The sequence below is a fragment of the Maribacter aestuarii genome, assembly GCF_027474845.2.
Taxonomy (GTDB): Bacteria; Bacteroidota; Bacteroidia; order Flavobacteriales; family Flavobacteriaceae; genus Maribacter; species Maribacter aestuarii.
This window is the reverse complement of the sequence record NZ_CP107031.2, coordinates 576173-599396: the sequence shown is the minus strand read 5'-3', so window position 1 is coordinate 599396 and position 23224 is coordinate 576173. Positions and strand designations below refer to the sequence as shown.

The window sequence follows — 23224 nt, the reverse complement described above, 5'->3', positions numbered from 1 at the left end:
GCAGTTCACGTCGATGTAGCTCCTCGCCCTGTCCTCGAGGATCTGGAGAGGTCGTCCTTGGCGGCCACGGCCATGTAGTTGCCCGCATTGGCCTCGGTGATGTTCTCGGCGATGATGCCCATCTCGCTCAGGTTGGCCAGCTGGTTGGCCGACACCCCCCCGGGATAGGTGATGGTCTTGTTCAGGTTCCTGGTCTTCGGTCCCAGTACGCCACCGTTCTGCGGGAAGTGGCAGGACACGCACTCGGCCCTACTGGGGTAGTGCCAGCTCTGCACGGTACCGTCGACGTCGACGTCCTCGTCCAAGGACCCCACCAACAGTTCGGCATCGGTCTGCGCGGCGTTCCACTTGTAGGTAAGGTAGTAGTATACGTCGTCGTCGCCCTTGACCTCGAAGCGCGTCTCCAGGCGCTTTCCGCCGAGCTCGAAGTGCTTGATCAGCACGGACCCCCTGGGGAAGTCCCATGCCTCGGTGTCGGAGAAGACGACCTGTTCGTCAGCGGTATCGTGGGTGCCGTCGTTGGGCACGGCCATCCACCTGGACTTGGAGGCGCCGTCCGACCAGAAGGGCTCAATCATCTCGTAGGGCACCACCCCGTCGCTGGCGGTAAGGGAGGCCAGGTCCGAGAAGGCGCCCGTCTGCGATAACAGGGCGGGGGCGAAGGGGCCGCTAACGTCGTCCGGTGTACCCACCGGGAGGTTGCCGTTAAGGAACTTGCCGATGGGCAGAACAGGGATTGCCGGAGCGAACACCGCCCTGATTTGCTTGGCCCTCTCGGCCCGATATGAAAGCGTGGTCACCTCTGAACCGTCATAATTCTCAAATGTAGTGGAGCGCGGTAAGGAAAGACCATCATCAGCCAAAGCCAAATCATGGTAGTTCGATTCTGAAGGATTGTTTTCAAAAATAGCTCCGTCAAAGGATATAAGGAGTATTAAAAGTAAGGATATGAAAAAAATCACCTTATTGCCCATAATGTATTTTTATAAAAAATTGAGCTCTTAAATTTTAAGGAGAAGACAAAACTTAAGTTTAAAGTCAAACAGAAGCATTAACTAAAGCGGATTTAACTAAACAAATAAGTTTTAACGGTAATTTTACTCCATAAAGTAATTTTAAGAGACAATGTTATTAAATTTCTTTTTCAATTTTTAGCAGAACAAATCTAGTATAAAATAGAATACAATATCCGAAATGGGCAAGTGTAAAAGAAGGAATAAACAGGAAATTCGGTAATCCGCATTTTTAATAGATATATGTCAATATTATGATAAAAATTATCTCATTTAATCGGAATTTCGCATAGTGAAAATCTGTAAAATTTTGAGAATAGCAAACTTAATTAGATTCCAGAAACGTGTTGAAAATTTATTTTAACGAATTGCAGCTACAAAATCACTAATAGTAGACGTGCCATTTTTGGTCAAATATTTAATAAAAGCGGAACCGATTATGGCACCCTTGGCAGTTTTAGTAGCTTGTTGAAAGGTTTCTGAATCCTTGATTCCAAACCCTACAATTTGGGGATTGGTAAGCTTCAGAGAAGCTATTCTTTGGAAATAATCTTCTTGTTCCTTCCCAAACCCTGACTTAGAGCCCGTTACACTAGCAGAACTTACCATGTAGATGAACCCTTTGGAGGCATGGTCAATCTGAAGTATGCGGTCATCACTTGTCTGTGGGGTAATAAGAAATATATTCAGTAAATCGTATTTTTTGAAAATAGGCTCATATTCACTTTGATAAACACTTAATGGGAGGTCTGGAAGGATTAATCCATCAATGCCGGTATCTTGGCATTTTTTACAGAACTTCTCAACACCATATTGCAACACGGGATTAAAATAGCCCATAATAATTAAAGGTATGGAAACAGTTTTCCGTATGTCCTTCAATTGTTCGAATAGCGTATCAGAGGTCATTCTATTTTTTAGTGCTGTTGTGGAGCTTTCTTGAATAGTAGGCCCGTCGGCCAGTGGGTCGCTGAACGGAAGTCCAATTTCAATCATATCCACACCGCTCTTCTCCAAATCTTGGATAATTGGAACGGTGTCATTTAAGCTGGGATAACCTGCCGTAAAATAAATGGACAATAGTTTCTTATCTTCTTTAAGTTTTTCTATAATTCGATTACTCATGATATTATGCTAGATTAAAATAATCTATATAGGTTTGTAAATCCTTATCCCCACGTCCTGATAGACTGATCACAACAATATCTTCTGGCTTGAACTTTTTGTGTTCAAAAATGGCAAAGGCATGTCCTGTTTCTATTGCGGGAATTATTCCTTCCAACTGTGAGAGTTCCAATCCTGCGGTCATGGCCTCGTCATCCGTAGCAGAATAGAATTCTGCCCTTGCCGATTCGTGCAAGTGCGAATGCATAGGTCCAACCCCAGGATAGTCCAATCCGGCGGAGATGGAATAGGGTTCCGTTATCTGGCCGTCTGCTGTTTGCATTAACATAGTTTTACAACCATGGATAATACCAACTTTACCTAGGGCCGAGGTTGCTGCGCTTTCACCAGAAGCTACCCCTTTCCCTGCAGCTTCAACGGCAATTATACCGACTTCTGTTTCATCCAAAAAATGATAATAGGTGCCAGCTGCGTTGCTTCCACCGCCAATACAGGCCACAACATAGTCAGGATTTTCCCGGCCTTCTTTTTCCTTTAATTGCCATTTAATTTCTTCCGAAATAACCGATTGAAACCGTGTGACCATATCAGGGTATGGGTGCGGTCCAATGGCCGAACCAATTATATAATGCGTGTCCACGGGGTTATTTATCCAATCCCTGATGGCTTCATTAGTGGCATCTTTTAAGGTTTTGCTACCCGATATTGCAGGACGAACTTCTGCTCCCAACATTTTCATTCGCGCCACATTCGGCGCTTGTCTGGCAATGTCTATCTCCCCCATGTAAATAATACAGTCCATGCCCATTAAGGCACAAACTGTGGCGGTAGCAACGCCATGTTGGCCTGCACCGGTTTCCGCTATTATTCGGGATTTGCCCAAACGTTTGGCCATCAGGATTTGGCCAATAGTGTTATTCACTTTATGCGCTCCGGTATGGTTTAAATCTTCCCGTTTGAGATAGATTTTACATCTGTGTTTTTCGGAGAGGCGTTTTGCAAAAAATAAGGGGGAAGGTCGGCCAACATAATCCTTTAATAATTGATGAAATTCCTTTTGAAAGGAATCCTCATACATAATCTCCAGATATTTTTGACGCAATTCTTCTACATTTGGATAGAGCATTTCTGGAATGAAAGCTCCGCCAAATTCTCCGTAATATCCTTTTTCGTCAACGTGATAAGTCATTCTTTTTCAGTTAGTAATTTTTTAAATTCTTTTAGTTCTCTAATATTCTTCAAACCTGGTTCAATTTCAAATCTGCTGTTCACATCAATGGCATGGCAGTATTTGGATTCTGGCCGATTTAAAAATTCTTTGATTGACTTTATATCTTCGATTCCTATTCCTCCACTTAAAAAGTAGGGTTTGTTTGAAGGATAGTTTTTTAGGACAGCCCAGTCAAAAGTATATCCGTTACCTCCAGGTAATTTGCCTTTGGTATCGAAAAGATAAAAATCACAAACGTCCTCAAACTGCGCTAAAATTTTAAAGTCGAATTCATCCTTAATCGAAAACACCTTTATAATTTTAATTTGGGGAACTTCTTTTTTTAGCTCATCACAAAAAGCCGGGCCTTCCTTGCCATGAAGCTGAACCATTAAAAGCCCAAATTGCTTAACTAGTTTCTTGATTTCATCTATACTTGCATCCACAAAAACACCGACTTTTTCAATATTGTGTGGAATTGAAGGCATATCACCCTCAAAATAGCGTTTGGAGGGTTCCCAGAAAATAAAACCCAGATAGTCCGGTCGCAGAGCAGCGACTTCCGTTGTATTTTTATTCATACCACAGACCTTCAGTTTTAAGGAATCTCTTCCTGCTGAAGCTGTTCTGTTAACCTTATTGGTATAATAATAGTCCATTTGTTACTCTAGTTGCTGTATAAACGCGGATGCACTCTTGCCCGGATTTTTTGTTTTCATAAAATTCTCACCGATCAAGAAACCTTGATAGCCGTAGGATTTTAAATTCTTTATCGTATTGATGGAGCTAATACCACTTTCGGAAACTTTCACAAAATCATCGGGAATAAGAGTACTCAAAGTCCTACTGGTTTCCAGGCTCACTTCAAAGGTTGTCAAATCCCGGTTATTAACCCCGAACATATCCAAACTTGGCATAACGGATTTGTGTAATTCATCCTCGTTATGGACTTCCAATAAAACATCCATTCCTAGACTTTTCGCCAGTTTGGAGAGAGTTTTTATTTCCTCTCTAGACAACACCGCCGCAATGAGCAATATAGCATCGGCACCGTTCGCTTTGGCTTCCAGGACCTGATACTCGTCAATCATAAATTCTTTGCGGAGTAGGGGTATGTCAACCGAGGCACGCGCTAAGAGTAAGTCCTCTAGTGAGCCTCCAAAGTATTTAATGTCAGTTAGAACACTCATACCACAAACCCCTGCATTTTCGTAACCTTGCGCTACTTGACCAACATTTGTATTTTGATTTATAGTGCCTTTTGAAGGCGAACGTCTTTTATGCTCCGCAATAATTCCCGTGGTGCTAACTCTTAACTTCTGGGCTAATGAATAGGTGTCTCTATCAAATAAGAAAGATGATTCCAGTTGCGAAACGGGATTAATCATTTTCTTTAAATCGACTTCTATACGTTTATCGGCTACTATTCTATCTAAAATATTCATTGGCTCAATTTCTGCTCAATTCTTGCAGCTTCTTTAAAGTTTTCAATCCGTTACCATTTAAAAGAGATTCTTTAGCTTTTTCAAATCCGGCTTTCGGTGAAATATGCTCTACTGTTGCAATCGCAATTCCGGCATTGGCGCAAACCACGTTATTCTGTGCTTCCGTGCCTCGTCCCTGCAAAATATCCAAGAAAATCTGGGCGGATTCTTCTATGGATTCTCCACCAACTATTTCAGATTGCTTTACAAGTTCAACACCAAAATCGGAAGGCCTAAGTAGACCCTCGCTCGTATTAGAAATTGTCTTGGTGTTACATGTTAAAGAGATTTCATCATATCCATCCAAGGCATGTAGCACAGTAAAATTCTTATCCGTATTTTGATAAAGATACCCATACATACGGGCAAGCTCTAAATTAAATACGCCTACAATTTGATTTTTAGGAAATGCGGGATTCACCATAGGACCGAGCATGTTAAAAAAAGTTTTCACGGCTAGTTCCCTTCGAATAGGGGCAACATTTTTCATTGCTGGGTGAAAAAGCGGGGCATGCAACACGCATATTCCGGCTTGGTCAATGGACTTTTCCAGAAATTCTTTTTCATTACTGAATTTAATCCCTAAGAACTCCATTACATTACTGCTGCCGCACTTGGAAGAAACACCGTAATTACCGTGTTTAGTAACTTTGATTCCTGCTCCCGCAGTAACAAAAGAAGCCAAAGTAGAGATATTAAAAGTATCTTTACCATCCCCACCGGTTCCACATAAATCGATTGGATTATAGTCGGATAGATCAACGGCCAAACATAGTTCTAATAACGCATCTCTAAAGCCTTCCAATTCCTCGGTAGTAACGCTGCGCATCATATACACGGTTAAAAAGGCAGCTATCTGACTAGTATTATAATCCCCTTTCGCAATATTCACCAATATTTTCTTCGCTTCCTCTTTCGGAAGAATATCGTGATTAATTAATTTATTTAATGTTTCTTTCATTTTATGCTGAATGTATTTCAGTGCCTATTCCTTTAACCAATTCTCCAGTATTTTTTTTCCATTTGGCGTTAATACCGATTCTGGGTGAAACTGAACGGCGCAGACACGATACTCCTTATGTCTAAGGGACATGATTTGGCCATTTTCATCAATCGAGGTTGCTTCTAAAACCTTTGGTAAATCCGGATTTACAACCCAAGAGTGGTAACGCCCCACTTCAATTTCATTCGGCATACCTTCAAAAAGCGGATCATCACCTTTGAGGATGCTTATTTTAGTGGCTATGCCATGGTATACTTCGTTCAGGTTGATGAGCGTGCCTCCAAAAACTTCGGCTATTGCTTGCTGCCCTAAACAAACGCCAAATATTTTTTTTGTTGGGGCGTAGGTCCGAATGATATCCTTTAGCATGCCTGCTTCATCAGGGATTCCCGGGCCAGGAGAAAGTACTATGTCGTCAAAAGGACTCACATCATCCAGTAACAGCTGATCGTTTCGCTTAACGGTTACGGCACAATCCAAATCCTCCAAATAATGCACTAGATTATAGGTAAAACTATCGTAATTGTCTATGACTAATATCTTTTTCATAATCTAAATAGTCTCCGCTATTTCAAGTGCTTTGGTCAATGCACCCAATTTATTGTAGGTTTCTTGTAGCTCGTTTTCTGGTTCCGATGCTGCAACCAGTCCGGCTCCGGCTTGATAATGCAGTTGATGGTTTTTGCTCAAAAAAGTACGGATCATAATAGCATGGTTAAAATTACCTTTGAAATCCATGAAGCCAATGGCTCCGCCGTAATAACTCCTACCTGTTTTTTCATATTTCTCTATAAGTTGCATGGCCATATGTTTTGGCGCGCCGCTTAAAGTCCCGGCGGGAAAAGTATCCGCCACAACCTTCATCGTTGAAATATCCGCTTTTTTTTGCCCGGTGACCTTACTTACCAAGTGAATCACGTGAGAAAAGAATTGAACTTCTCTGTAATTCTCTACTTTAACCACGTTCCCGTTTCTGCTAAGGTCGTTCCGCGCAAGGTCTACCAGCATTACATGTTCGCTATTTTCCTTATCATCAACCTTTAATTTTTTTGCAAGTTCTGCATCTTGCTCATCGTTGCCAGTTCTTTTAAAGGTTCCCGCGATAGGATGTATTTCTGCCTTGCCATTGTTAACTATTAGCTGAGCTTCTGGCGAGCTCCCAAATATTTTAAAATCTCCGTAGTCAAAGTAGAATAAATAGGGCGAGGGATTTACAGAACGTAGTGCTCTATAAACATTAAATTCATCCCCTTTAAAATCTTGTGAAAACCTTCTGGATAAAACTAGTTGAAAGACATCACCACGTTGACAGTGTTTTTTGGCCAAAGCAACATGTTCCCTGTATTCTGCATCCTCTAGATTAGATGTTGGTTTTCCTTCAGTCTTAAAATTATAAGATGCAAAATTCTTAACGTTGAGCATCTGTTCCAGCTCGGAAATATTATTTTCGGTCTCAAAGCAATGGGCAAAGAGGTATGCCTCATTTTTAAAATGATTGATGGCTATGATATTCTGATAAACGGCATAGTAGATATCCGGAATATCCAAGGAGCCTTCCTTCTTTGAGATTTTTACGTCCTCAAAATAACGAACGGCATCATAGGCCATATAACCAAAAAGACCATTATTGATAAATTTAAACTGATTGTTTTCCGTTTCAAATTTTTGACTGAAATCGTGAATTATCTCGACAACGTCGGTGTCAGCTTCAATTTGTAATTCTTGATTAGTACCATCCGGAAATTGTTGAAAAATTGTTTCGTTTTCTATCTTAATAGATGCGATGGGATTACAACAGATATAGGAAAAACTATTGTCGTTAGCATGATAGTCACTACTTTCCAACAGGATGCTACTGGGAAAACGATCTCTAATTTTGAGGTATACGCTAACCGGCGTAATAGTATCCGCAAGTATTTTTTTATAATGAGTTTTCAATCTAAAAATCATAACAAATCATATAAAATGAAAAAAGCCTGTCGTGATGACAAGCTTTACTATAGTTTAACTACAAGGTTGCTTAGCTCACGAAGATCGTAAGTTAGTCCACCACCATGTATTTACATTTCTTTTTTGCATTGAACGTCAAAGATAGAAATCATTTCCTTAATACCCAATATGTACCGTATAAAAAAATCCCGCTATCCTATTTGAGGTTAGCGGGACCAACTTGTGAGGTCAAGTTTATTTATAATTGTAAATCCACTACCAAATCAAATTCGTCGTAAATGGTTTTGTCCCCAAGATTATCAAAGAAACTTCCAGACCCATAACGCACATCATATTCTGCTCTATCCACTTTCATGGTAGCGGTTGCTTTGTTCTCATATACAGAGACAACAAATGTTATTGGTTTCGTAGTTTCCTTAATGGTCAAATCTCCCGTTACGGTGTATGAATTTTTATTAAGTGGTTTTACCGAAGTAAATACCAATTTGGCAGTAGGGTGAGTGGCTACACCAAAGAAATCGTCGGACTTCAAATGTCCTTCTAATTTTCCCTTGGATTCACCTTCCAAGTCTGAATTGGAAATAGAGGTCATATCTACTACAAATTGCCCCCCGGTAAGTTTTTTGCCGTCCATTTCCAGATACCCGGATTTTAGGTCAATTGTGCCTTCGTGTGACCCGGTTACTTTATAACCTTTCCAAGTTACTGTGCTTTCGCTGGCTTTCACTTCTTTCTTCTCTCCATCTAATGGGGTGGTTGCAGTTGCGGAAAATCCGAAAACTAATGCAAGTGCGATACTAAAAATTGTCTTTTTCATGTTTGTGATTTAAATGTTAATATGTTTATTGTTTATTTATATATGAGTGAATAATTCTTTTGTTGATTTACGGACCTTTGGATAATGTTGGGTCTCATCTTCTTGGGAACGATATCCAACTGCCAAAACTACCGACGCATTTAAGTTCTTGTCGTTTAGGCCTAATATATCGTTGTATTTCTCCGTTTCAAAACCTTCCATAGGGCAAGTGTCTATTTCAAGTTCTGCCGCAATAGTCATCACGTTTCCAAGTGCCAGGTATACCTGATTTGCGGTCCAAACTTCCTTTTCTGCATCACTGAGCTGCATAAGTTTAGATTTCATAAAATCGGAATAACCCTTTAAATCTTTTTCAGCAATACCCCTAGTGTTCCCAACAATTTTCAAATAATCGTCTACCAAATCTTCTTCAAATGTGGTTTTGTTCGTGAAAATGATTAGATGGGATGCATCCGTTATCTGTGATTGTCCCCAGGATGCCGGTCTTAACTTTTCTCGGATTTCATTGTTTTCTATTACTAGTACGTGATACGGCTGAAGACCATAGGACGAAGCACTTAATCTCGTTGCTTCTAAAAGTGTATTCAAATCCTCATTACTAATTTTCTTAGAGCTATCGAATTTTTTTGTGGCATAACGCCAGTTTAGTTTGTCAATTGTTTTGTTCATTTGCTTTTTAGAATTTATCTAATAATCTGTTCAACTCCGAAAGCTCTGTTTCAGAAAAATCACTTAGAATCTGTTCTTCTGTTTCAAAGAGTATGCCATCTATTTGATTTAAAAAATCCAATCCCTTTTCGGTTATGCTTATTTCAACCTTTCGACGGTTCTCCGGACAGACATCTCTATTTACGTATTTCTTTATTAGTAGTTTGTCCACCAATCTAGTTGTATTGCTGCTTTTGGTCACCATACGTTCGTTAATAGTAGAAAGATTGGCGGGTTTCCCTTTTTGCCCTCTTAAGATTCGTAATACATTAAATTGTTGAATGGATATATCAAAAGGTTTTAATGCAGAAGATACCTCATCGTCTATTTTATTACAGACTAAGGAAAGATGAATTATCGTTCTTCTTTCCAAAGGTATTTTCTTATCTGTTTTTATGATTTCCTCTACATTCATGTAGTTACAACAATTGTATATACAAATGTATAATTTTAAATTATCATGATAATGAAAGAACAAATTAAATTTTTGTTAAAAAGTAAAATGTTTGCATTTGAACGAAATCGGTTATTTTTGAAATTCTAAAGTTTACAACTATGGCAGATTTATCACAAGAAGAATGGGAAGAGCAATTATCCAAAGATGACAATGCATTTATTTTAGATGTTAGGACACCAGAGGAAATAGAGGAAGGATACATACCCAATTCTAAGAATATCGATATTTATTTAGGGCAGGAATTTTTGGACGAATTAGAGAAATTAGATAAGTCCAAGAATTACTATGTGTATTGCAGGTCCGGTAATAGAAGTGGACAAGCTTGTGCCATTATGAACAGCATTGGTATCGCTAATGCCTATAATTTAGAAGGTGGTTTTATGAATTGGGAAGGCGAGACTGCAGGCTAGATTGGTTTTGTATAAATTAAGTACCCGCTTTAAAGCGGGTTTTTTACTTTTAGGTCATGCGTGAGGATTTGCTTCATTTTATCTGGAAATACCGAAAATTTCCAAGTTTAGAATTGAAAACAACTGATGGTGAGTTGTTATCGGTGCTATCAGTTGGCACCCATAACATGCTGGCAGGCCCCGACTTTTTTAATGCTCAAATTAAAATTGATGACCAACTATGGGCAGGAAATGTGGAAATCCATGTGAATTCCTCAGATTGGTATGCCCACAAACATGAAGATGATAAAAACTATGACAATGTCATATTGCATGTGGTCTATGAGGATGATATTAGAGTGCATAGAGGAGATGGCTCGGTAGTTCCCACCTTGGAGCTCAAGGCATATATTAATGATGAATTATTACAAGCTTATGAGAAGTTGTTTGAGCAACAACGGCATCAGTTTATCAATTGTGGAAAAGATATCAAGTTAGTTTCGAATTTCAAATGGGACAACTGGGTGGAAAGATTATATATTGAAAGACTGGAACAAAAATCCGAAGTTATTTTAGAGCTTTTAAAGACTTCTCAAAACGATTGGGAAAAAGTCCTGTTCGTACTTTTATTGAAGAATTTTGGATCTAAAATAAATGGGGATGTCTTTTATAACTTAGGTACCAACCTAGATTTTTCAATTATAAGAAAACTAGCAGGCAAACCATTACAAATGGAGAGTCTACTCCTAGGGCTTGCCAAGCTTTTGGAATCGGAAGAAATTGTTGACTCTCATTTTTTAAAACTCAAGGAGGAGTTTAATTTTCTCAAGCACAAGCATAATTTGGAGGAGTCCACCATAGGTCCCCCAGCGTTTTTTAAACTGAGGCCTTCCAATTTTCCAACTATTCGCTTATCACAAATAGCAAGGCTATATGCTGCCAACCCGAATATGTTCCACAAGCTTATTGAAGCTGAAAACAGTAATTACTATGAAATTTTAAAAGTAACTGCAAATCCGTATTGGGATAATCATTATACGTTCGGTAAAGTTTCTAAAACACGTTCAAAAACTACTTCCAAAAAGTTTGTAGATCTATTGATCATAAATGCCATTTTACCTATAAAATTTTGTTATCTAAAATACAAAGGTTTACCAATAGATGAATCGTTTATACAAACTATTAGAGGTATTGCAAGCGAGTCTAATAACATTATCCAAAACTATGAAAAACTTGGGGTACCGGTCGAAAGTGCAGAAAAAAGTCAGGCCTTACTTCAGTTATATAATAATTATTGTACCAAGAACAAATGTTTGCAATGTGTGGTTGGTTCCGAGTTATTAAATTTAAAGCCTTAATTTTATACTATGAACATATTCTACGACTTATTACATTATTTGCAAAAAAGAGGTTTTGAAGTTTGTGGGAGGATTGCCGAAAGACTAGGTATTAGGGCTAGGGTAGTTCGTACTTCTTTTATTTACTTAACGTTCGTTACATTGGGTTTTGGTTTTGCTTTATATCTTTTCCTTGCATTTTGGTTAAAAATCAAGGATTTAATTTATACAAAAAGAACTTCGGTATTTGACCTCTAGGCATGATAAAGCTTTTTCGTTCTAAAATATATTTGGCGTTATTTCTCGTTTTAGTAGTCCTGATGTTCGGAGTAATCGGATATCGGTTTATTTCCGACTACTCCTGGATTGATGCTTTTTACATGACTATTATTACGGTAACTACGGTTGGGTTTTCTGAGGTAAGACCTATGGAAACTGAAGGCAAAATTTTTACCGTAATCCTAATTGTAACCAGCGTAGTAATCGTAGGTTTTGCTATTTCGGTTATTACGGAATATATTTTAAGCAGAAATTCGTTACAACTTTTAAAAAAGAGAAAGGTGAGAAACACTATTGAAAACCTATCCAATCATGTAATAGTTTGCGGATATGGTCGCAACGGCATGCAAGCGGCCGAAAGGCTTAAAGCCTATAAAAGACCTTTTGTAGTCATAGAAAGGGATAAAGAACTTATTGAGAAACATGAGGATGAAGTTCTTTTTGTGGAGGGTGATGCTAATGATGACGATGTATTGCACTTAGCTGGAATAACACGTGCCCAATACCTCATTACTGCCTTGCCAGATGATGCTATGAATTTATTCGTGGTGTTGTCCGCTAGGCAATTGAACAGGGATTTATTTATTATTTCCCGAGCCTCCCTGATAACCTCTCAGAAAAAACTACTACTTGCCGGAGCTAATAAAGTTATAATGCCGGATAAAATAGGGGGGATCACATGGCATCCCTTGTGGTTATGCCCGATTTGATAACGTTTATGGATAAACTCTCAATGGAAGGAGAGCACACCATTAATCTAGAAGAAGTTGCCATAGAGGATTTTGCAGATCAAGTGGACTGTAATTCGTTACGTGATTTGGATTTAAGAAAGAAAACGGGCTGTACCATAATTGGCTATATTGCCCCTGATGGTGAGTATATTATCAATCCAGAAGCAGACTTACAATTACTTCCCAAGAGCAAGGTTATCGTTTTGGGTAGACCTGAGCAAATAAGAAAACTGAATCAAATGTTCCATATAGCGTAGTGATCTTTTGAAGATATATTTGATTCAGTACATTATTTTTAGGATATTGCCAATCTTTCAAACTAACTAAATATAGACAATATGATGAAGTATAAACTTCTATCCCTTCTTGCAGTTTTACTCCCAGTTTTTTCCTTTGCACAAGAAAAAGGATTGGACGAGAAAGTAAATGATGCTTTCATGCCTTTTGCAACTTGGTGGGAGGCAACTGTCCTAACTTCGATTCCGGTAGCGGGTTATAATATTCCGATAGTTTTGATATTACTTATTCTAGGCGCTACATTTTTTACCATTTATTTTAAGTTTCCAGGTATTACGAAATTTCCTTTGGCGATTAACGTGGTGCGTGGAAAATATGAGGAAATTGAGAAGTATGGACTTGAGAAGGTGGAACTTCACATGACAGAGGACGGTGATATCCCTGATACCATCCGTGACGAAAGTGAGGAAGGGGAAGTAAGTCACTTTCAGGCATTGGCTACCGCTGTTTCAGGGACCGTAGGTTTGGGTAATATTGCAGGGGTTGCTGTTGCGATTGCACTGGGAGGTCCGGGTGCAACCTTTTGGATGATCGTGTGTGGTTTAATCGGTATGTCCACAAAATTTGTGGAATGTACGTTAGGGGTCAAGTATAGGGATGTAGGACCGGATGGTACTGTTTATGGAGGACCTATGTATTACTTGTCCAAAGGACTCAGCGAGGGCAATATGAAGGTTTTGGGTAAAGTTTTAGCTGCAATTTTTGCAATTTTATGCGTTGGAGCTTCCTTTGGTGGTGGTAATGCTTTCCAATCCAACCAAGCTGCGGTGCAGCTAACTACCATGCTCAGCTTGGAAGGTGGCGCCACAGGTGTGATTATTGGTGTCATCTTGGCCATTTTGGTCGGTATCGTAATAATTGGGGGTATAAAAAAAATAGCATCAGTTACCGAAAAGATAGTACCATTTATGGCCGGTATTTATGTGTTGGCCTCCTTGGTAATTATTTTTGCTAACATAAAATATATAGGTGATGCTTTCGGAATGATTTTCGCCGGAGCCTTCTCACCTGATGCTGCTATTGGCGGTATCGTAGGGGTAATCATTGTCGGCTTCCAAAGAGCTGCCTTCTCCAATGAGGCGGGTGCCGGTTCTGCCGCAATTGCCCACTCCGCAGTAAAAACCAGATATCCTGCAAGTGAAGGTATTGTAGCTCTATTGGAACCGTTCATTGATACTGTCGTTATATGTACCATGACCGCATTGGTCATCATATTCTTTAATATGGATGCTGGCGCCTTTGATTATGGAAATGGTGTGGGTAGCACGGTGTTACTTAATGAAAGTGGAGCTTATGTTGGTGGTGTTGATTTAACTTCCATGGCCTATGATTCGGTAATACCAGGATTTAGATATGTACTTACCATAGCCATAATTCTTTTTGCATTTTCAACCATGATTTCTTGGTCTTATTATGGGCTGCAGTCATGGAAGTACCTTTTTGGAAGGGGTAAAACCGCTGATATCGTCTATAAGGTATTGTTCCTTATGTTCGTCGTTATCGGTGCAGCCGCTACTTTGGATGCCGTGATTAAGTTTTCCGATGCCATGATCTTAGCCTTAGTCTTCCCTAACATGATTGGGTTATTGATATTATTCCCGAAAGTTAAAAAGAGTCTAAGTAGATACTTGGATGCCATCCAGAAGGTTTATTAAGCATTAAAAAATTGAAAAATTTCAAATCCCACTTCACGTTCAGTAAGCAAGAACGAAGTGGGATTTTCTTTTTGCTGCTTCTTTTAGTAAGTGTCCAAGTCGGCTACTTTTTATATCAGAAATTTAAAGTTGATACTACTGCATCGCTTGTAGTGAACGATGCCATGCAACAAAGGATTGATAGTCTAAAGGCAGCCACCACGAAAACCGAAATCAAACAGGCGTTTCCTTTTAATCCCAACTTTATTACGGACTATAAGGGCTACACCTTAGGTATGTCCGTTGAAGAAATTGACCGTTTGCATAAGTATAGGGCACAGAATAAGTTCGTAAACTCTGCAGAGGAATTTCAAACCGTTACCCAAGTCTCTGATTCACTTTTAGCATCAATTTCAACAAACTTCAAATTTCCTGAATGGACAAAAGGGAATAGTAAACCGAAAGTGGAAAGCGAAAATCAAAATGGAAAAAGCTCTCTTAATAAGAAAGCATCCAATGAAGCGCGGCCTGAACAAGCGGATTTAAATCTGGCTACGGCCCAAGACCTTAAACGGATTTATGGTATTGGGGACAAATTGTCCGCCCGTATCATAAAATTTAGGGATAGGTTGAGAGGTTTTCTAGTTGACGAACAACTTTACGATGTGTACGGGTTGGAGCCGGATGTGGTGGAAAGAACTTTAAGCCGATTCAAAGTTTTAAATCCACCCAAAATTGAAAAAATAAAGATCAATGAAGCATCCGTTCAAGAAATTGCCGAATTAGTATATCTTCAAAAAAATGTGGCTCAGGGCATCGTGGATTATAGGAATCTCAACGGAAGTATAAATTCATTTGACGAATTATCAAAAGTAGAGAATTTTCCAATGGAGAAGATAGACAGAATTGCATTATATTTGTCGCTAAAAAAATAAGGCTATGCAAAGTATGTACTTCACTGAAGAACATCAATTATTTAGACAAAGTTTAAAGGATTTTTTACAAAAAGAAGTAGTTCCCCACATAGATAAATGGGAGGAGACAGGCACTATTGATCGGTTTATTTGGGAGAAATTTGGTGAGATGGGATATTTCGGTCTGGCTACCCCAGAGAAGGACGGCGGTTTAGGTTTGGATTTGTTCTACACGGTAATCTTGTTGGAGGAACTCCAAAAAATAAATTCCGGTGGGTTTGCCGCGGCAATTTGGGCACATGCCTATTTGGCCATGACACATCTTAACAAAAATGCAGGAGAGGAGCTTAGGAAGAAATACTTGGCGCCAAGCGTTGCTGGTGAGAAAATTGGCTGTCTGGCGGTAAGCGAACCGTTTGGGGGTAGTGATGTGGCAGGTATGCGTACGACTGCGATAAAAAAAGGGGATTCATATGTACTTAATGGGTCCAAGACGTTTATAACCAATGGAGTTTATTGCGACTACATGATCGTAGCAGCAAAGACTGACCCTTCAGTAGGAAATAAAGGGATAAGCATTTTAGTGGTTGATAGAAACAGCAAGGGCGTTACTGCAAATAAGCTGAATAAATTGGGATGGAGGGCCTCGGACACTGCGGAATTGGCTTTTGACAACGTCGAGGTACCAATAGGAAATATTTTAGGGGAAGAAGATAAAGGTTTTACCTATATCATGGAGGCGTTTGCCCTGGAGCGGCTTGTTATGGGTATTAATGCGCATGCTAGAGCTGACTATGCTTTAGAATACGCGCTTCAATATATGTCTGAAAGGGAAGCTTTTGGACAAAAAATAGACCAATTTCAGGCCTTGCGACACACTGTTGCAGACCTTTATGCCGATATGGACATGTGCCGAGAATACAACTATTCCGTTGCATATAAGTTAAATCAAGGAGAATACGTTGTTAAGGAAGCCACAATTTCAAAATTAAGATCTACAAAGATGGCGGATGATGTCGCCTATGCCTGCCTTCAATTTTTAGGGGGATATGGCTACATAGAGGACTATCCTCTTGCGAGATTATTACGCGACAGCAGATTGGGGCCAATCGGTGGGGGTACCTCAGAAATTTTGAGGGAAATTATTGCGAAAATCGTGATAGACAAGAAGGAGTATAAGGGACCAAAGGATTAAAGATTGTATCGATTCTGAAATACTAGGTCACATAAATTTCAGTATTTACGTTTATAAATACCAAATATGGTTGTAGAATATAAATTAGTTCATATATTTGCGGCCTTAATCATTAAAGAAAGGAGGTTGTAGCCCATGTTAATAATACCAGTAAAAGAAGGAGAAAACATAGATAGAGCTTTAAAGCGCTTCAAGCGTAAGTTCGATAAGACAGGTACAATGAGACAGTTGAGAAAACGTCAGCAGTTTACGAAACCTTCTGTAGAGCGCAGAGCGCAGATTCAAAAAGCACAATATATACAAGGCTTAAGAGACCAGGAAGAAATATAATTTTCTGTTCCTATTTAGAATATAAATCCCGTTACGATTATAATCGTAACGGGATTTTTTCTGTTACGTTAATCTAACCAAAGGGAACTATTGGTAACTTTGACTATGTTACTATCACAATTCGAAGAATATCTTACCCTAGAAAAAAACTATTCTGTTCACACCGTAAACGCATATATAAATGACATAAATGAGTTTTCAACTTTTTGCGCGGATAATTTTGAATTGAAAGGCCTTGATCAAGCGGCTTACGTAATGGTGCGAAATTGGATTGTGCAATTGTCCGAAACGAAGGTGACCAATCGCACAATTAACAGAAAAATTGCTTCATTAAAAGCCTATTTCAAATTCCTTCAGAAAATAGGGGAAATAGAGGTAAGTCCCCTAGCCAAACATAAAGCGCTCAAAACAGCTAAGAAAATTGAAATTCCTTTTTCGGAAGTGGAAATGAACGCTGTGCTTTCCGCAATTGTTTATAATGATGATTTTGAGGGTAAACGAGATAGACTTATCATCCATGTGCTTTACGCCACGGGAATGAGAAGGTCAGAATTGATTAACCTCAAATTAACCGACGTGAATTTTGAATCCGATACCATAAAGGTTCTCGGTAAGCGCAAAAAGGAAAGGATAATTCCGATGCTACAAGAAACTAAGGGTTATTTTGCCTCCTACTACGAGGAGAGAAATAAGTTGGAGAATATTATAGATAAGCGCTTTGTTTTTCTTTCCAAATCGGGCAATAAAGTATACGAAACTCTTGTTTATAGAATTATAAATAAGTACTTTAGAGAGGTTTCCTCTAAGGTGAAAACAAGTCCGCACATTCTAAGGCACACCTTTGCTACCCATCTATTGAACAAAGGGGCTGATTTAAACGCGGTAAAGGAATTATTGGGGCATTCCAGCTTAGCATCAACGCAAGTCTATACACATAATAGTATAGCAGAATTAAAAAAAGTACATGCCTCGGCTCACCCTAGGGGGGAGAAATAAAAGTATTCGTTTAACCTGTCCTAGTTTTTTAGGATGCTAAAACTTAAGCCTATGAAAGTAAATGCACAATCAGTAAATTTTAATGCTGACGTTAAATTAATTTCCTTTTTGCAAAATCGTATGGATAAGTTAGAAACCTTTTACGATAAGGTTATAAGTTCCGATGTTTATTTAAAGGTGGAGAACACAAGCGCAAAAGAGAATAAGATCGTTGAGATTAAATTAAATGTTCCAAAGGATAAGTTCATTGTAAAAAAGCAATGTAAATCTTTTGAGGAGGCTGTTGATTCTGCATGTAATTCATTAGAGCGAAAGCTAATTAAAAGAAAGCAAAAATTACGTTTGTATGCCTAATTAAAATTTTCGAAATTTTGTTTTGAATAAACAAATAAATCAATACATTTGCAGTCCGTTAGAAATAGCGGACTTTTTTATGCGATAAAAAGTATAAAATGCCGATGTAGCTCAGCTGGCTAGAGCAGCTGATTTGTAATCAGCAGGTCGTGGGTTCGAGTCCCTCTATCGGCTCTTAAGTTCTTAAAATACTGGTTAAAAGGGGAGATACTCAAGCGGCCAACGAGGGCAGACTGTAAATCTGCTGACTACGTCTTCGCAGGTTCGAATCCTGCTCTCCCCACTTTAACTTTTGTTTGTGGGACTTTACTGAAATATTGATTTTTTATAAGCGGGAGTAGCTCAGTTGGTAGAGCGTCAGCCTTCCAAGCTGAATGTCGCCGGTTCGAACCCGGTCTCCCGCTCAATAATATCTGACAGTTATGTCATTCCTGCGAAGGCAGGAATCTATTTGATAAGGATAGATTCAACACTTTACGCCGGTGTAGCTCAGGGGTAGAGCGTTTCCTTGGTAAGGAAGAGGTCACGAGTTCAAATCTCGTCATTGGCTCAATTAAGGTATAAATTTGTACACTAATATAAACTAAGATTAAAATTAATAAACATGGCAAAGGAAACTTTTGATCGTTCCAAACCGCATTTAAATATTGGTACTATTGGACACGTAGATCACGGTAAAACTACATTGACTGCAGCTATTACAACGGTTTTGGCTAACGCAGGACTTTCTGAAATGAGAAGTTTCGATTCTATCGACAACGCTCCAGAGGAAAAAGAAAGGGGTATTACGATTAATACGTCTCACGTAGAATACCAAACCGCTAACCGTCACTATGCGCACGTTGACTGTCCAGGTCACGCGGATTACGTAAAGAACATGGTTACAGGTGCGGCTCAAATGGACGGTGCCATATTGGTTGTTGCCGCTACTGATGGTCCTATGCCACAAACCCGTGAGCACATCCTTTTAGGTCGCCAGGTAGGTATTCCAAGAATCGTTGTTTTCATGAATAAGGTTGATATGGTTGATGATGAGGAACTAATCGAGCTTGTTGAGATGGAGGTACGTGAATTACTTTCTTTCTATGAATATGATGGTGATAACGGACCTGTAATTGCTGGTTCTGCATTAGGTGCGTTGAACGGTGAGCAGAAATGGGTTGATACCGTAATGGAATTGATGAATGCAGTAGATGAGTGGATTGAGCTTCCAACTAGAGACGTTGAGAAAGATTTCTTAATGCCGGTAGAGGATGTATTTACGATTACTGGTCGTGGTACAGTGGCTACAGGACGTATCGAAACGGGAATTGCCAATACTGGTGATGCTGTTGATATTATAGGTATGGGTGCTGAGAAATTGGCCTCTACGATTACTGGTGTTGAAATGTTCCGTAAGATATTGGACAGGGGTGAGGCTGGAGATAACGTAGGTATTCTATTAAGAGGTATCGAAAAATCCCAAATTAGTCGTGGAATGGTAATCTGTAAGCCAGGTTCTGTTAAGCCACACGCTAAATTTGAAGCTGAGGTCTATATCCTTAAAAAAGAAGAAGGTGGCCGTCACACGCCATTCCATAACAATTATCGTCCACAATTCTATGTAAGAACTACAGACGTAACTGGTAACATTGCACTTCCTAGTGGAGTTGAAATGGTTATGCCTGGTGATAACTTAACAATTACTGTTGAGTTGATTCAGCCAATCGCATTAAGTGTAGGTCTACGTTTTGCAATCCGTGAAGGTGGTAGAACTGTAGGTGCTGGACAGGTTACGAAGATTTTAGATTAATCTTTAGACAATAAGAGTGTTACATCAAAGGGTGTCCGTCATAAGCGGATACCTTTCGATGTAAATACAAACGGGTGTAGCTCAGTTGGTAGAGCACTGGTCTCCAAAACCAGGTGTCGGGAGTTCGAGTCTCTCCTCCCGTGCCAAGTTATAATTGAGGTTTTCTCTTTTTTTGAATCTGAAAAATAATAGGAATGTTCACATATATAAAAGAATCTGTTGAAGAGTTAAGGAATAATGTAACCCTTCCTTCTCGTGCAGAATCCTCCAACCTAATGGTTATTGTTGCCGTATTTTCTATACTGTTCGCTTTGGCAACCTGGGGTGTGGATACTGTTTTTAGTAAGATTATCAAATTATATTTTAACAACGTTCTAAATTAATAGAAGCTCATGTCAGAAGTATTGGATAAGAAATGGTATGTGGTGAGAGCTGTAAGTGGTCAAGAAAATAAAATTAAGGGCTACATAGAGAGTGAAGTAGAGCGTCATGGATTTTCTGATTATTTGGAAGATGTTTTGGTGCCTACCGAAAAGGTGGTCCAGATTAGAAATGGTAAGAAAATAAATAAGGAACGAGTTTATTTTCCAGGATATATAATGATTAAAGCCAACCTGGGTGGTGAAATGATCCATATCATTCGATCCATTACCAACGTTATCGGTTTTTTAGGTGAAACCAAGGGAGGTGATCCCGTTCCCTTGAGAAAATCCGAGGTCAATAGAATGTTAGGTAAGGTGGACGAGTTGGCTATTAATACGGATAGCGTAGCCATTCCTTTCGTATTCGGTGAAACCGTAAAAGTGATAGATGGTCCGTTTAACGGATTCAATGGTACCGTAGAGAAAATAAACGAGGAAAAGCGTAAGCTAGAAGTAATGGTGAAGATTTTCGGAAGAAAGACACCGTTGGAACTTAGCTATATGCAAGTAGAGAAAGTATAAAAATAATTGTTACATATTTAAAGTTGTGTTGCTTCCAAGAACACGCTTTCAATTTAATTTTAAACAATGGCAAAAGAAGTAGGTAAAGTAGTTAAACTACAAGTTAGGGGAGGTGCAGCGAATCCATCGCCACCGGTTGGACCCGCCTTAGGTGCTGCCGGCGTTAACATCATGGAGTTCTGTAAGCAGTTCAATGCACGTACACAGGACAAACCGGGCAAAGTTTTGCCAGTTGTTATCACGGTATATAAAGACAAGTCTTTTGACTTTGTCGTAAAAACACCGCCAGCGGCAGTTCAATTAATGGAAGCGGCTAAGATTAAAAAAGGATCTGGCGAACCTAACCGAGTAAAATTAGGTAGTGTAACCTGGGACCAAATCAAGGCAATTGCCGAAGATAAAATGGTTGACCTTAACGCATTCACCGTAGAATCGGCTATGAGTATGGTAGCAGGTACTGCGCGATCAATGGGTATGAAGGTAGCGGGAAAACGTCCTTTTTAATTCTTAAAAAGCAATTTAAATGGCAAAGTTAACAAAGAAGCAAAAAGAAGCACATTCAAAAATAGAGAAGGATAAGTTGTACTCTGTGGACGAGGCTTCTGCTTTAATAAAAGAGATAACCAATACAAAATTCGATGCGTCGATTGATTTGGCCGTCCGTTTGGGAGTAGATCCTAGAAAGGCGAATCAAATGGTACGTGGGGTGGTAACACTTCCGCATGGTACTGGTAAAGATGTAAAAGTTTTGGCGTTGGTAACACCGGACAAAGAGGCCGAAGCACAGGAAGCTGGCGCCGATTATGTAGGGTTAGACGAGTATTTGGATAAAATCAAAGGCGGTTGGACAGATGTTGATGTAATCATCACCATGCCAAGCGTAATGGGTAAATTAGGACCTTTGGGACGCGTTTTAGGACCAAGAGGTTTAATGCCCAATCCAAAGACAGGAACCGTTACAATGGATGTAGCCAAGGCCGTAGCTGAAGTTAAGGCAGGTAAAATTGATTTTAAAGTAGACAAAACCGGTATTGTACATGCTGCAATAGGAAAGGCTTCCTTTTCTGCGGATAAGATAGCCGGCAATGCCAAAGAACTTTTGGAGACTTTAAACAAAATGAAACCAACAGCCTCTAAAGGTATTTACATGAAAAGTGTTTTCATGTCTAGCACCATGAGTCCAAGTGTTCAATTAGACCCTAAGTCAGTTTAAACACTGCTAGTTAAAAATTTCAATTATGACAAGAGAAGAAAAAGCAACGGTTATACAGGATTTGACTACGCAGTTGGCAGATAGCCCCATTATTTATTTGGCGGATATCTCTGGTTTGGATGCAGGAACTACTTCGGATTTGCGAAGAGCTTGTTTCAAGGCAAACATTAAGCTAGCAGTAGTTAAAAATACATTGCTTGCAAAAGCAATGGAGGCTTCCGAAAAAGAGTTTGGCCAACTTCCCGAAACATTAAAGGGTAATACCTCATTAATGCTTTCGGAAGTAGGAAACGCTCCAGCAAAGCTTATTAAGAATTTCAGAAAGAAATCTAATAAGCCTTTATTAAAAGGAGCTTTTGTAGAGGAAGCAATTTACATAGGTGATGAAAACTTGGATGCTTTGGTTAGCATTAAGTCTAAAGAAGAGATGATTGGCGAAATAATCGGATTGTTACAATCCCCTGCCAAGAATGTTATTTCTGGACTTAAATCTGGTGGTGGTAAACTCGCTGGAATCCTTAAAACATTATCTGAAAGATAAGTACGCACTAAAAACTAAGTATATTTTAAAATTTTATTAAACGATAGAAAATGGCAGATTTAAAAGATTTCGCAGAACAATTGGTTAACCTTACGGTAAAAGAAGTAAACGAGTTAGCTGATATTTTAAAAGAAGAATATGGTATTGAGCCTGCAGCTGCTGCAGTAGCTGTTGCCGCCGGTGGTGGTGGAGCAGAGGCTGGTGAGGCCGCTGAAGAAAAGTCAGAATTTGACGTAATTTTAACTGCAGCCGGTGGTTCTAAATTGGCAGTAGTAAAATTGGTTAAGGAATTGACAGGTCTAGGATTGAAAGATGCTAAAGACATTGTCGATAGCGCACCTAAAGCAGTTAAAGAGGGTGTTTCCAAGGACGAAGCAGAAGGCATCAAAAAATCATTGGAAGAAGCAGGAGCAGAAGTTGAGCTTAAATAATAGCAACAACCATAGCACTTTTGGTTTAGGTCTTCTCGCTTTTTGCGGTTAGACCTAAGCCTTTTTATAGAATTAGGTAT

General features: G+C 39.4%; 27 protein-coding genes, 5 tRNA genes and 1 pseudogene. 22 read left to right on the top strand and 11 right to left on the bottom strand.

The genetic code is table 11. The annotated features are described in order from the left end of the window. Positions 1 to 5: 5 nt before the first annotated feature. The 11 genes from N8A89_RS02580 to N8A89_RS02530 all read right to left on the bottom strand — a co-directional run bounded on the left by N8A89_RS02580 (position 6) and on the right by N8A89_RS02530 (position 9725). Positions 6 to 974 carry a hypothetical protein gene (locus N8A89_RS02580; protein ID WP_289644872.1) on the bottom strand — a complete coding sequence of 323 codons (969 nt, stop codon included), beginning with the start codon at positions 972 to 974 and terminating at the stop codon, positions 6 to 8. Between the two features lie 399 nt (positions 975 to 1373). Beyond that, positions 1374 to 2138: a tryptophan synthase subunit alpha gene (trpA, locus tag N8A89_RS02575; RefSeq protein ID WP_281540842.1), complete on the bottom strand. Its 765-nt coding sequence runs from the start codon at positions 2136 to 2138 to the stop codon at positions 1374 to 1376. Positions 2139 to 2142: 4 nt separating this feature from the next. Beyond that, positions 2143 to 3327, bottom strand: a complete 1185-nt coding sequence (trpB, locus tag N8A89_RS02570; RefSeq protein ID WP_281540841.1) for a tryptophan synthase subunit beta — start codon at positions 3325 to 3327, stop codon at positions 2143 to 2145. Then, complete coding sequence (locus N8A89_RS02565) at positions 3324 to 4007, bottom strand: phosphoribosylanthranilate isomerase (protein ID WP_281540840.1); 684 nt, start codon at positions 4005 to 4007, stop codon at positions 3324 to 3326. Before N8A89_RS02565 ends, trpB begins: the two co-directional genes overlap by 4 nt. 3 nt (positions 4008 to 4010) lie before the next feature. Next, on the bottom strand, positions 4011 to 4793 hold the full coding sequence (gene trpC, locus N8A89_RS02560) for an indole-3-glycerol phosphate synthase TrpC (protein WP_281540839.1): 783 nt from the start codon (positions 4791 to 4793) through the stop codon (positions 4011 to 4013). A 4-nt stretch (positions 4794 to 4797) separates the two neighbouring features. Further along, positions 4798 to 5793 (bottom strand): anthranilate phosphoribosyltransferase, encoded by a 996-nt coding sequence (gene trpD, locus N8A89_RS02555; RefSeq protein WP_289644868.1) that lies wholly within the window; start codon positions 5791 to 5793, stop codon positions 4798 to 4800. Between the two features lie 24 nt (positions 5794 to 5817). Then, positions 5818 to 6384, bottom strand: coding sequence for an anthranilate synthase component II (locus tag N8A89_RS02550; protein WP_289644867.1), 567 nt, complete (start codon positions 6382 to 6384; stop codon positions 5818 to 5820). Between the two features lie 3 nt (positions 6385 to 6387). Further along, the gene (locus N8A89_RS02545) at positions 6388 to 7785 is read right to left on the bottom strand and encodes an anthranilate synthase component I family protein (RefSeq protein WP_289644865.1); all 1398 of its coding nucleotides are present in this window, start codon (positions 7783 to 7785) and stop codon (positions 6388 to 6390) included. Positions 7786 to 8023: 238 nt separating this feature from the next. Next, positions 8024 to 8602, bottom strand: a complete 579-nt coding sequence (locus tag N8A89_RS02540) for a YceI family protein (protein WP_281540838.1) — start codon at positions 8600 to 8602, stop codon at positions 8024 to 8026. A 36-nt stretch (positions 8603 to 8638) separates the two neighbouring features. Then, positions 8639 to 9271, bottom strand: coding sequence for an NAD(P)H-dependent oxidoreductase (locus tag N8A89_RS02535; protein ID WP_281540837.1), 633 nt, complete (start codon positions 9269 to 9271; stop codon positions 8639 to 8641). Positions 9272 to 9278: 7 nt separating this feature from the next. Then, positions 9279 to 9725: a MarR family winged helix-turn-helix transcriptional regulator gene (locus tag N8A89_RS02530; RefSeq protein WP_281540836.1), complete on the bottom strand. Its 447-nt coding sequence runs from the start codon at positions 9723 to 9725 to the stop codon at positions 9279 to 9281. A 140-nt stretch (positions 9726 to 9865) separates the two neighbouring features. On the opposite strand from N8A89_RS02530, the gene N8A89_RS02525 reads away from it, so the two are divergent. From N8A89_RS02525 to rplL, 22 genes and pseudogenes are all read left to right on the top strand, one after another. Next, entirely contained in the window at positions 9866 to 10177 is a 312-nt protein-coding gene (locus N8A89_RS02525; RefSeq protein ID WP_281540835.1) for a rhodanese-like domain-containing protein, read from the top strand. Between the two features lie 56 nt (positions 10178 to 10233). Then, positions 10234 to 11514 (top strand): DUF2851 family protein, encoded by a 1281-nt coding sequence (locus tag N8A89_RS02520; protein ID WP_281540834.1) that lies wholly within the window; start codon positions 10234 to 10236, stop codon positions 11512 to 11514. A gap of 9 nt (positions 11515 to 11523) precedes the next feature. After that, a complete protein-coding gene (locus N8A89_RS02515; RefSeq protein ID WP_281540833.1) occupies positions 11524 to 11751 on the top strand; it encodes a PspC domain-containing protein in 228 nt (75 codons plus the stop codon). A gap of 2 nt (positions 11752 to 11753) precedes the next feature. Further along, positions 11754 to 12760 (top strand): annotated as a pseudogene (locus N8A89_RS02510) (potassium channel family protein). A gap of 84 nt (positions 12761 to 12844) precedes the next feature. After that, on the top strand, positions 12845 to 14455 hold the full coding sequence (locus N8A89_RS02505; RefSeq protein ID WP_289645541.1) for an alanine/glycine:cation symporter family protein: 1611 nt from the start codon (positions 12845 to 12847) through the stop codon (positions 14453 to 14455). A gap of 11 nt (positions 14456 to 14466) precedes the next feature. Continuing rightward, the gene (locus N8A89_RS02500) at positions 14467 to 15369 is read left to right on the top strand and encodes a ComEA family DNA-binding protein (RefSeq protein WP_281540832.1); all 903 of its coding nucleotides are present in this window, start codon (positions 14467 to 14469) and stop codon (positions 15367 to 15369) included. A gap of 4 nt (positions 15370 to 15373) precedes the next feature. Next, the gene (locus tag N8A89_RS02495; RefSeq protein WP_289644861.1) at positions 15374 to 16543 is read left to right on the top strand and encodes an acyl-CoA dehydrogenase family protein; all 1170 of its coding nucleotides are present in this window, start codon (positions 15374 to 15376) and stop codon (positions 16541 to 16543) included. A 135-nt stretch (positions 16544 to 16678) separates the two neighbouring features. Continuing rightward, positions 16679 to 16873, top strand: a complete 195-nt coding sequence (gene rpsU / locus N8A89_RS02490) for a 30S ribosomal protein S21 (protein ID WP_047244701.1) — start codon at positions 16679 to 16681, stop codon at positions 16871 to 16873. 105 nt (positions 16874 to 16978) lie between these two features. After that, positions 16979 to 17869, top strand: a complete 891-nt coding sequence (locus N8A89_RS02485) for a tyrosine-type recombinase/integrase (protein ID WP_289644858.1) — start codon at positions 16979 to 16981, stop codon at positions 17867 to 17869. 51 nt (positions 17870 to 17920) lie between these two features. Beyond that, positions 17921 to 18223, top strand: a complete 303-nt coding sequence (gene hpf, locus N8A89_RS02480; protein ID WP_281540830.1) for a ribosome hibernation-promoting factor, HPF/YfiA family — start codon at positions 17921 to 17923, stop codon at positions 18221 to 18223. A 100-nt stretch (positions 18224 to 18323) separates the two neighbouring features. After that, a tRNA-Thr gene (locus tag N8A89_RS02475) sits at positions 18324 to 18397 on the top strand. A 27-nt stretch (positions 18398 to 18424) separates the two neighbouring features. Next, positions 18425 to 18506, top strand: a tRNA-Tyr gene (locus N8A89_RS02470). A 48-nt stretch (positions 18507 to 18554) separates the two neighbouring features. Next, positions 18555 to 18627: transfer RNA gene (locus N8A89_RS02465), tRNA-Gly, on the top strand. Positions 18628 to 18701: 74 nt separating this feature from the next. After that, positions 18702 to 18773, top strand: a tRNA-Thr gene (locus N8A89_RS02460). A 54-nt stretch (positions 18774 to 18827) separates the two neighbouring features. After that, the gene (tuf, locus tag N8A89_RS02455; protein ID WP_281540829.1) at positions 18828 to 20015 is read left to right on the top strand and encodes an elongation factor Tu; all 1188 of its coding nucleotides are present in this window, start codon (positions 18828 to 18830) and stop codon (positions 20013 to 20015) included. A gap of 70 nt (positions 20016 to 20085) precedes the next feature. Then, a tRNA-Trp gene (locus N8A89_RS02450) sits at positions 20086 to 20161 on the top strand. 48 nt (positions 20162 to 20209) lie between these two features. Continuing rightward, positions 20210 to 20398 (top strand): preprotein translocase subunit SecE, encoded by a 189-nt coding sequence (gene secE, locus N8A89_RS02445; RefSeq protein WP_281540828.1) that lies wholly within the window; start codon positions 20210 to 20212, stop codon positions 20396 to 20398. Positions 20399 to 20407: 9 nt separating this feature from the next. Continuing rightward, on the top strand, positions 20408 to 20959 hold the full coding sequence (gene nusG, locus N8A89_RS02440) for a transcription termination/antitermination protein NusG (protein ID WP_281540827.1): 552 nt from the start codon (positions 20408 to 20410) through the stop codon (positions 20957 to 20959). Between the two features lie 66 nt (positions 20960 to 21025). Then, on the top strand, positions 21026 to 21463 hold the full coding sequence (gene rplK, locus N8A89_RS02435) for a 50S ribosomal protein L11 (protein ID WP_273567713.1): 438 nt from the start codon (positions 21026 to 21028) through the stop codon (positions 21461 to 21463). Positions 21464 to 21482: 19 nt separating this feature from the next. Continuing rightward, positions 21483 to 22172 (top strand): 50S ribosomal protein L1, encoded by a 690-nt coding sequence (gene rplA, locus N8A89_RS02430; RefSeq protein WP_289644853.1) that lies wholly within the window; start codon positions 21483 to 21485, stop codon positions 22170 to 22172. A 25-nt stretch (positions 22173 to 22197) separates the two neighbouring features. Further along, complete coding sequence (gene rplJ, locus N8A89_RS02425) at positions 22198 to 22713, top strand: 50S ribosomal protein L10 (protein ID WP_289644852.1); 516 nt, start codon at positions 22198 to 22200, stop codon at positions 22711 to 22713. 50 nt (positions 22714 to 22763) lie between these two features. Then, positions 22764 to 23144 (top strand): 50S ribosomal protein L7/L12, encoded by a 381-nt coding sequence (rplL, locus tag N8A89_RS02420; RefSeq protein ID WP_281540826.1) that lies wholly within the window; start codon positions 22764 to 22766, stop codon positions 23142 to 23144. The last annotated feature ends 80 nt before the right edge of the window (positions 23145 to 23224 follow it).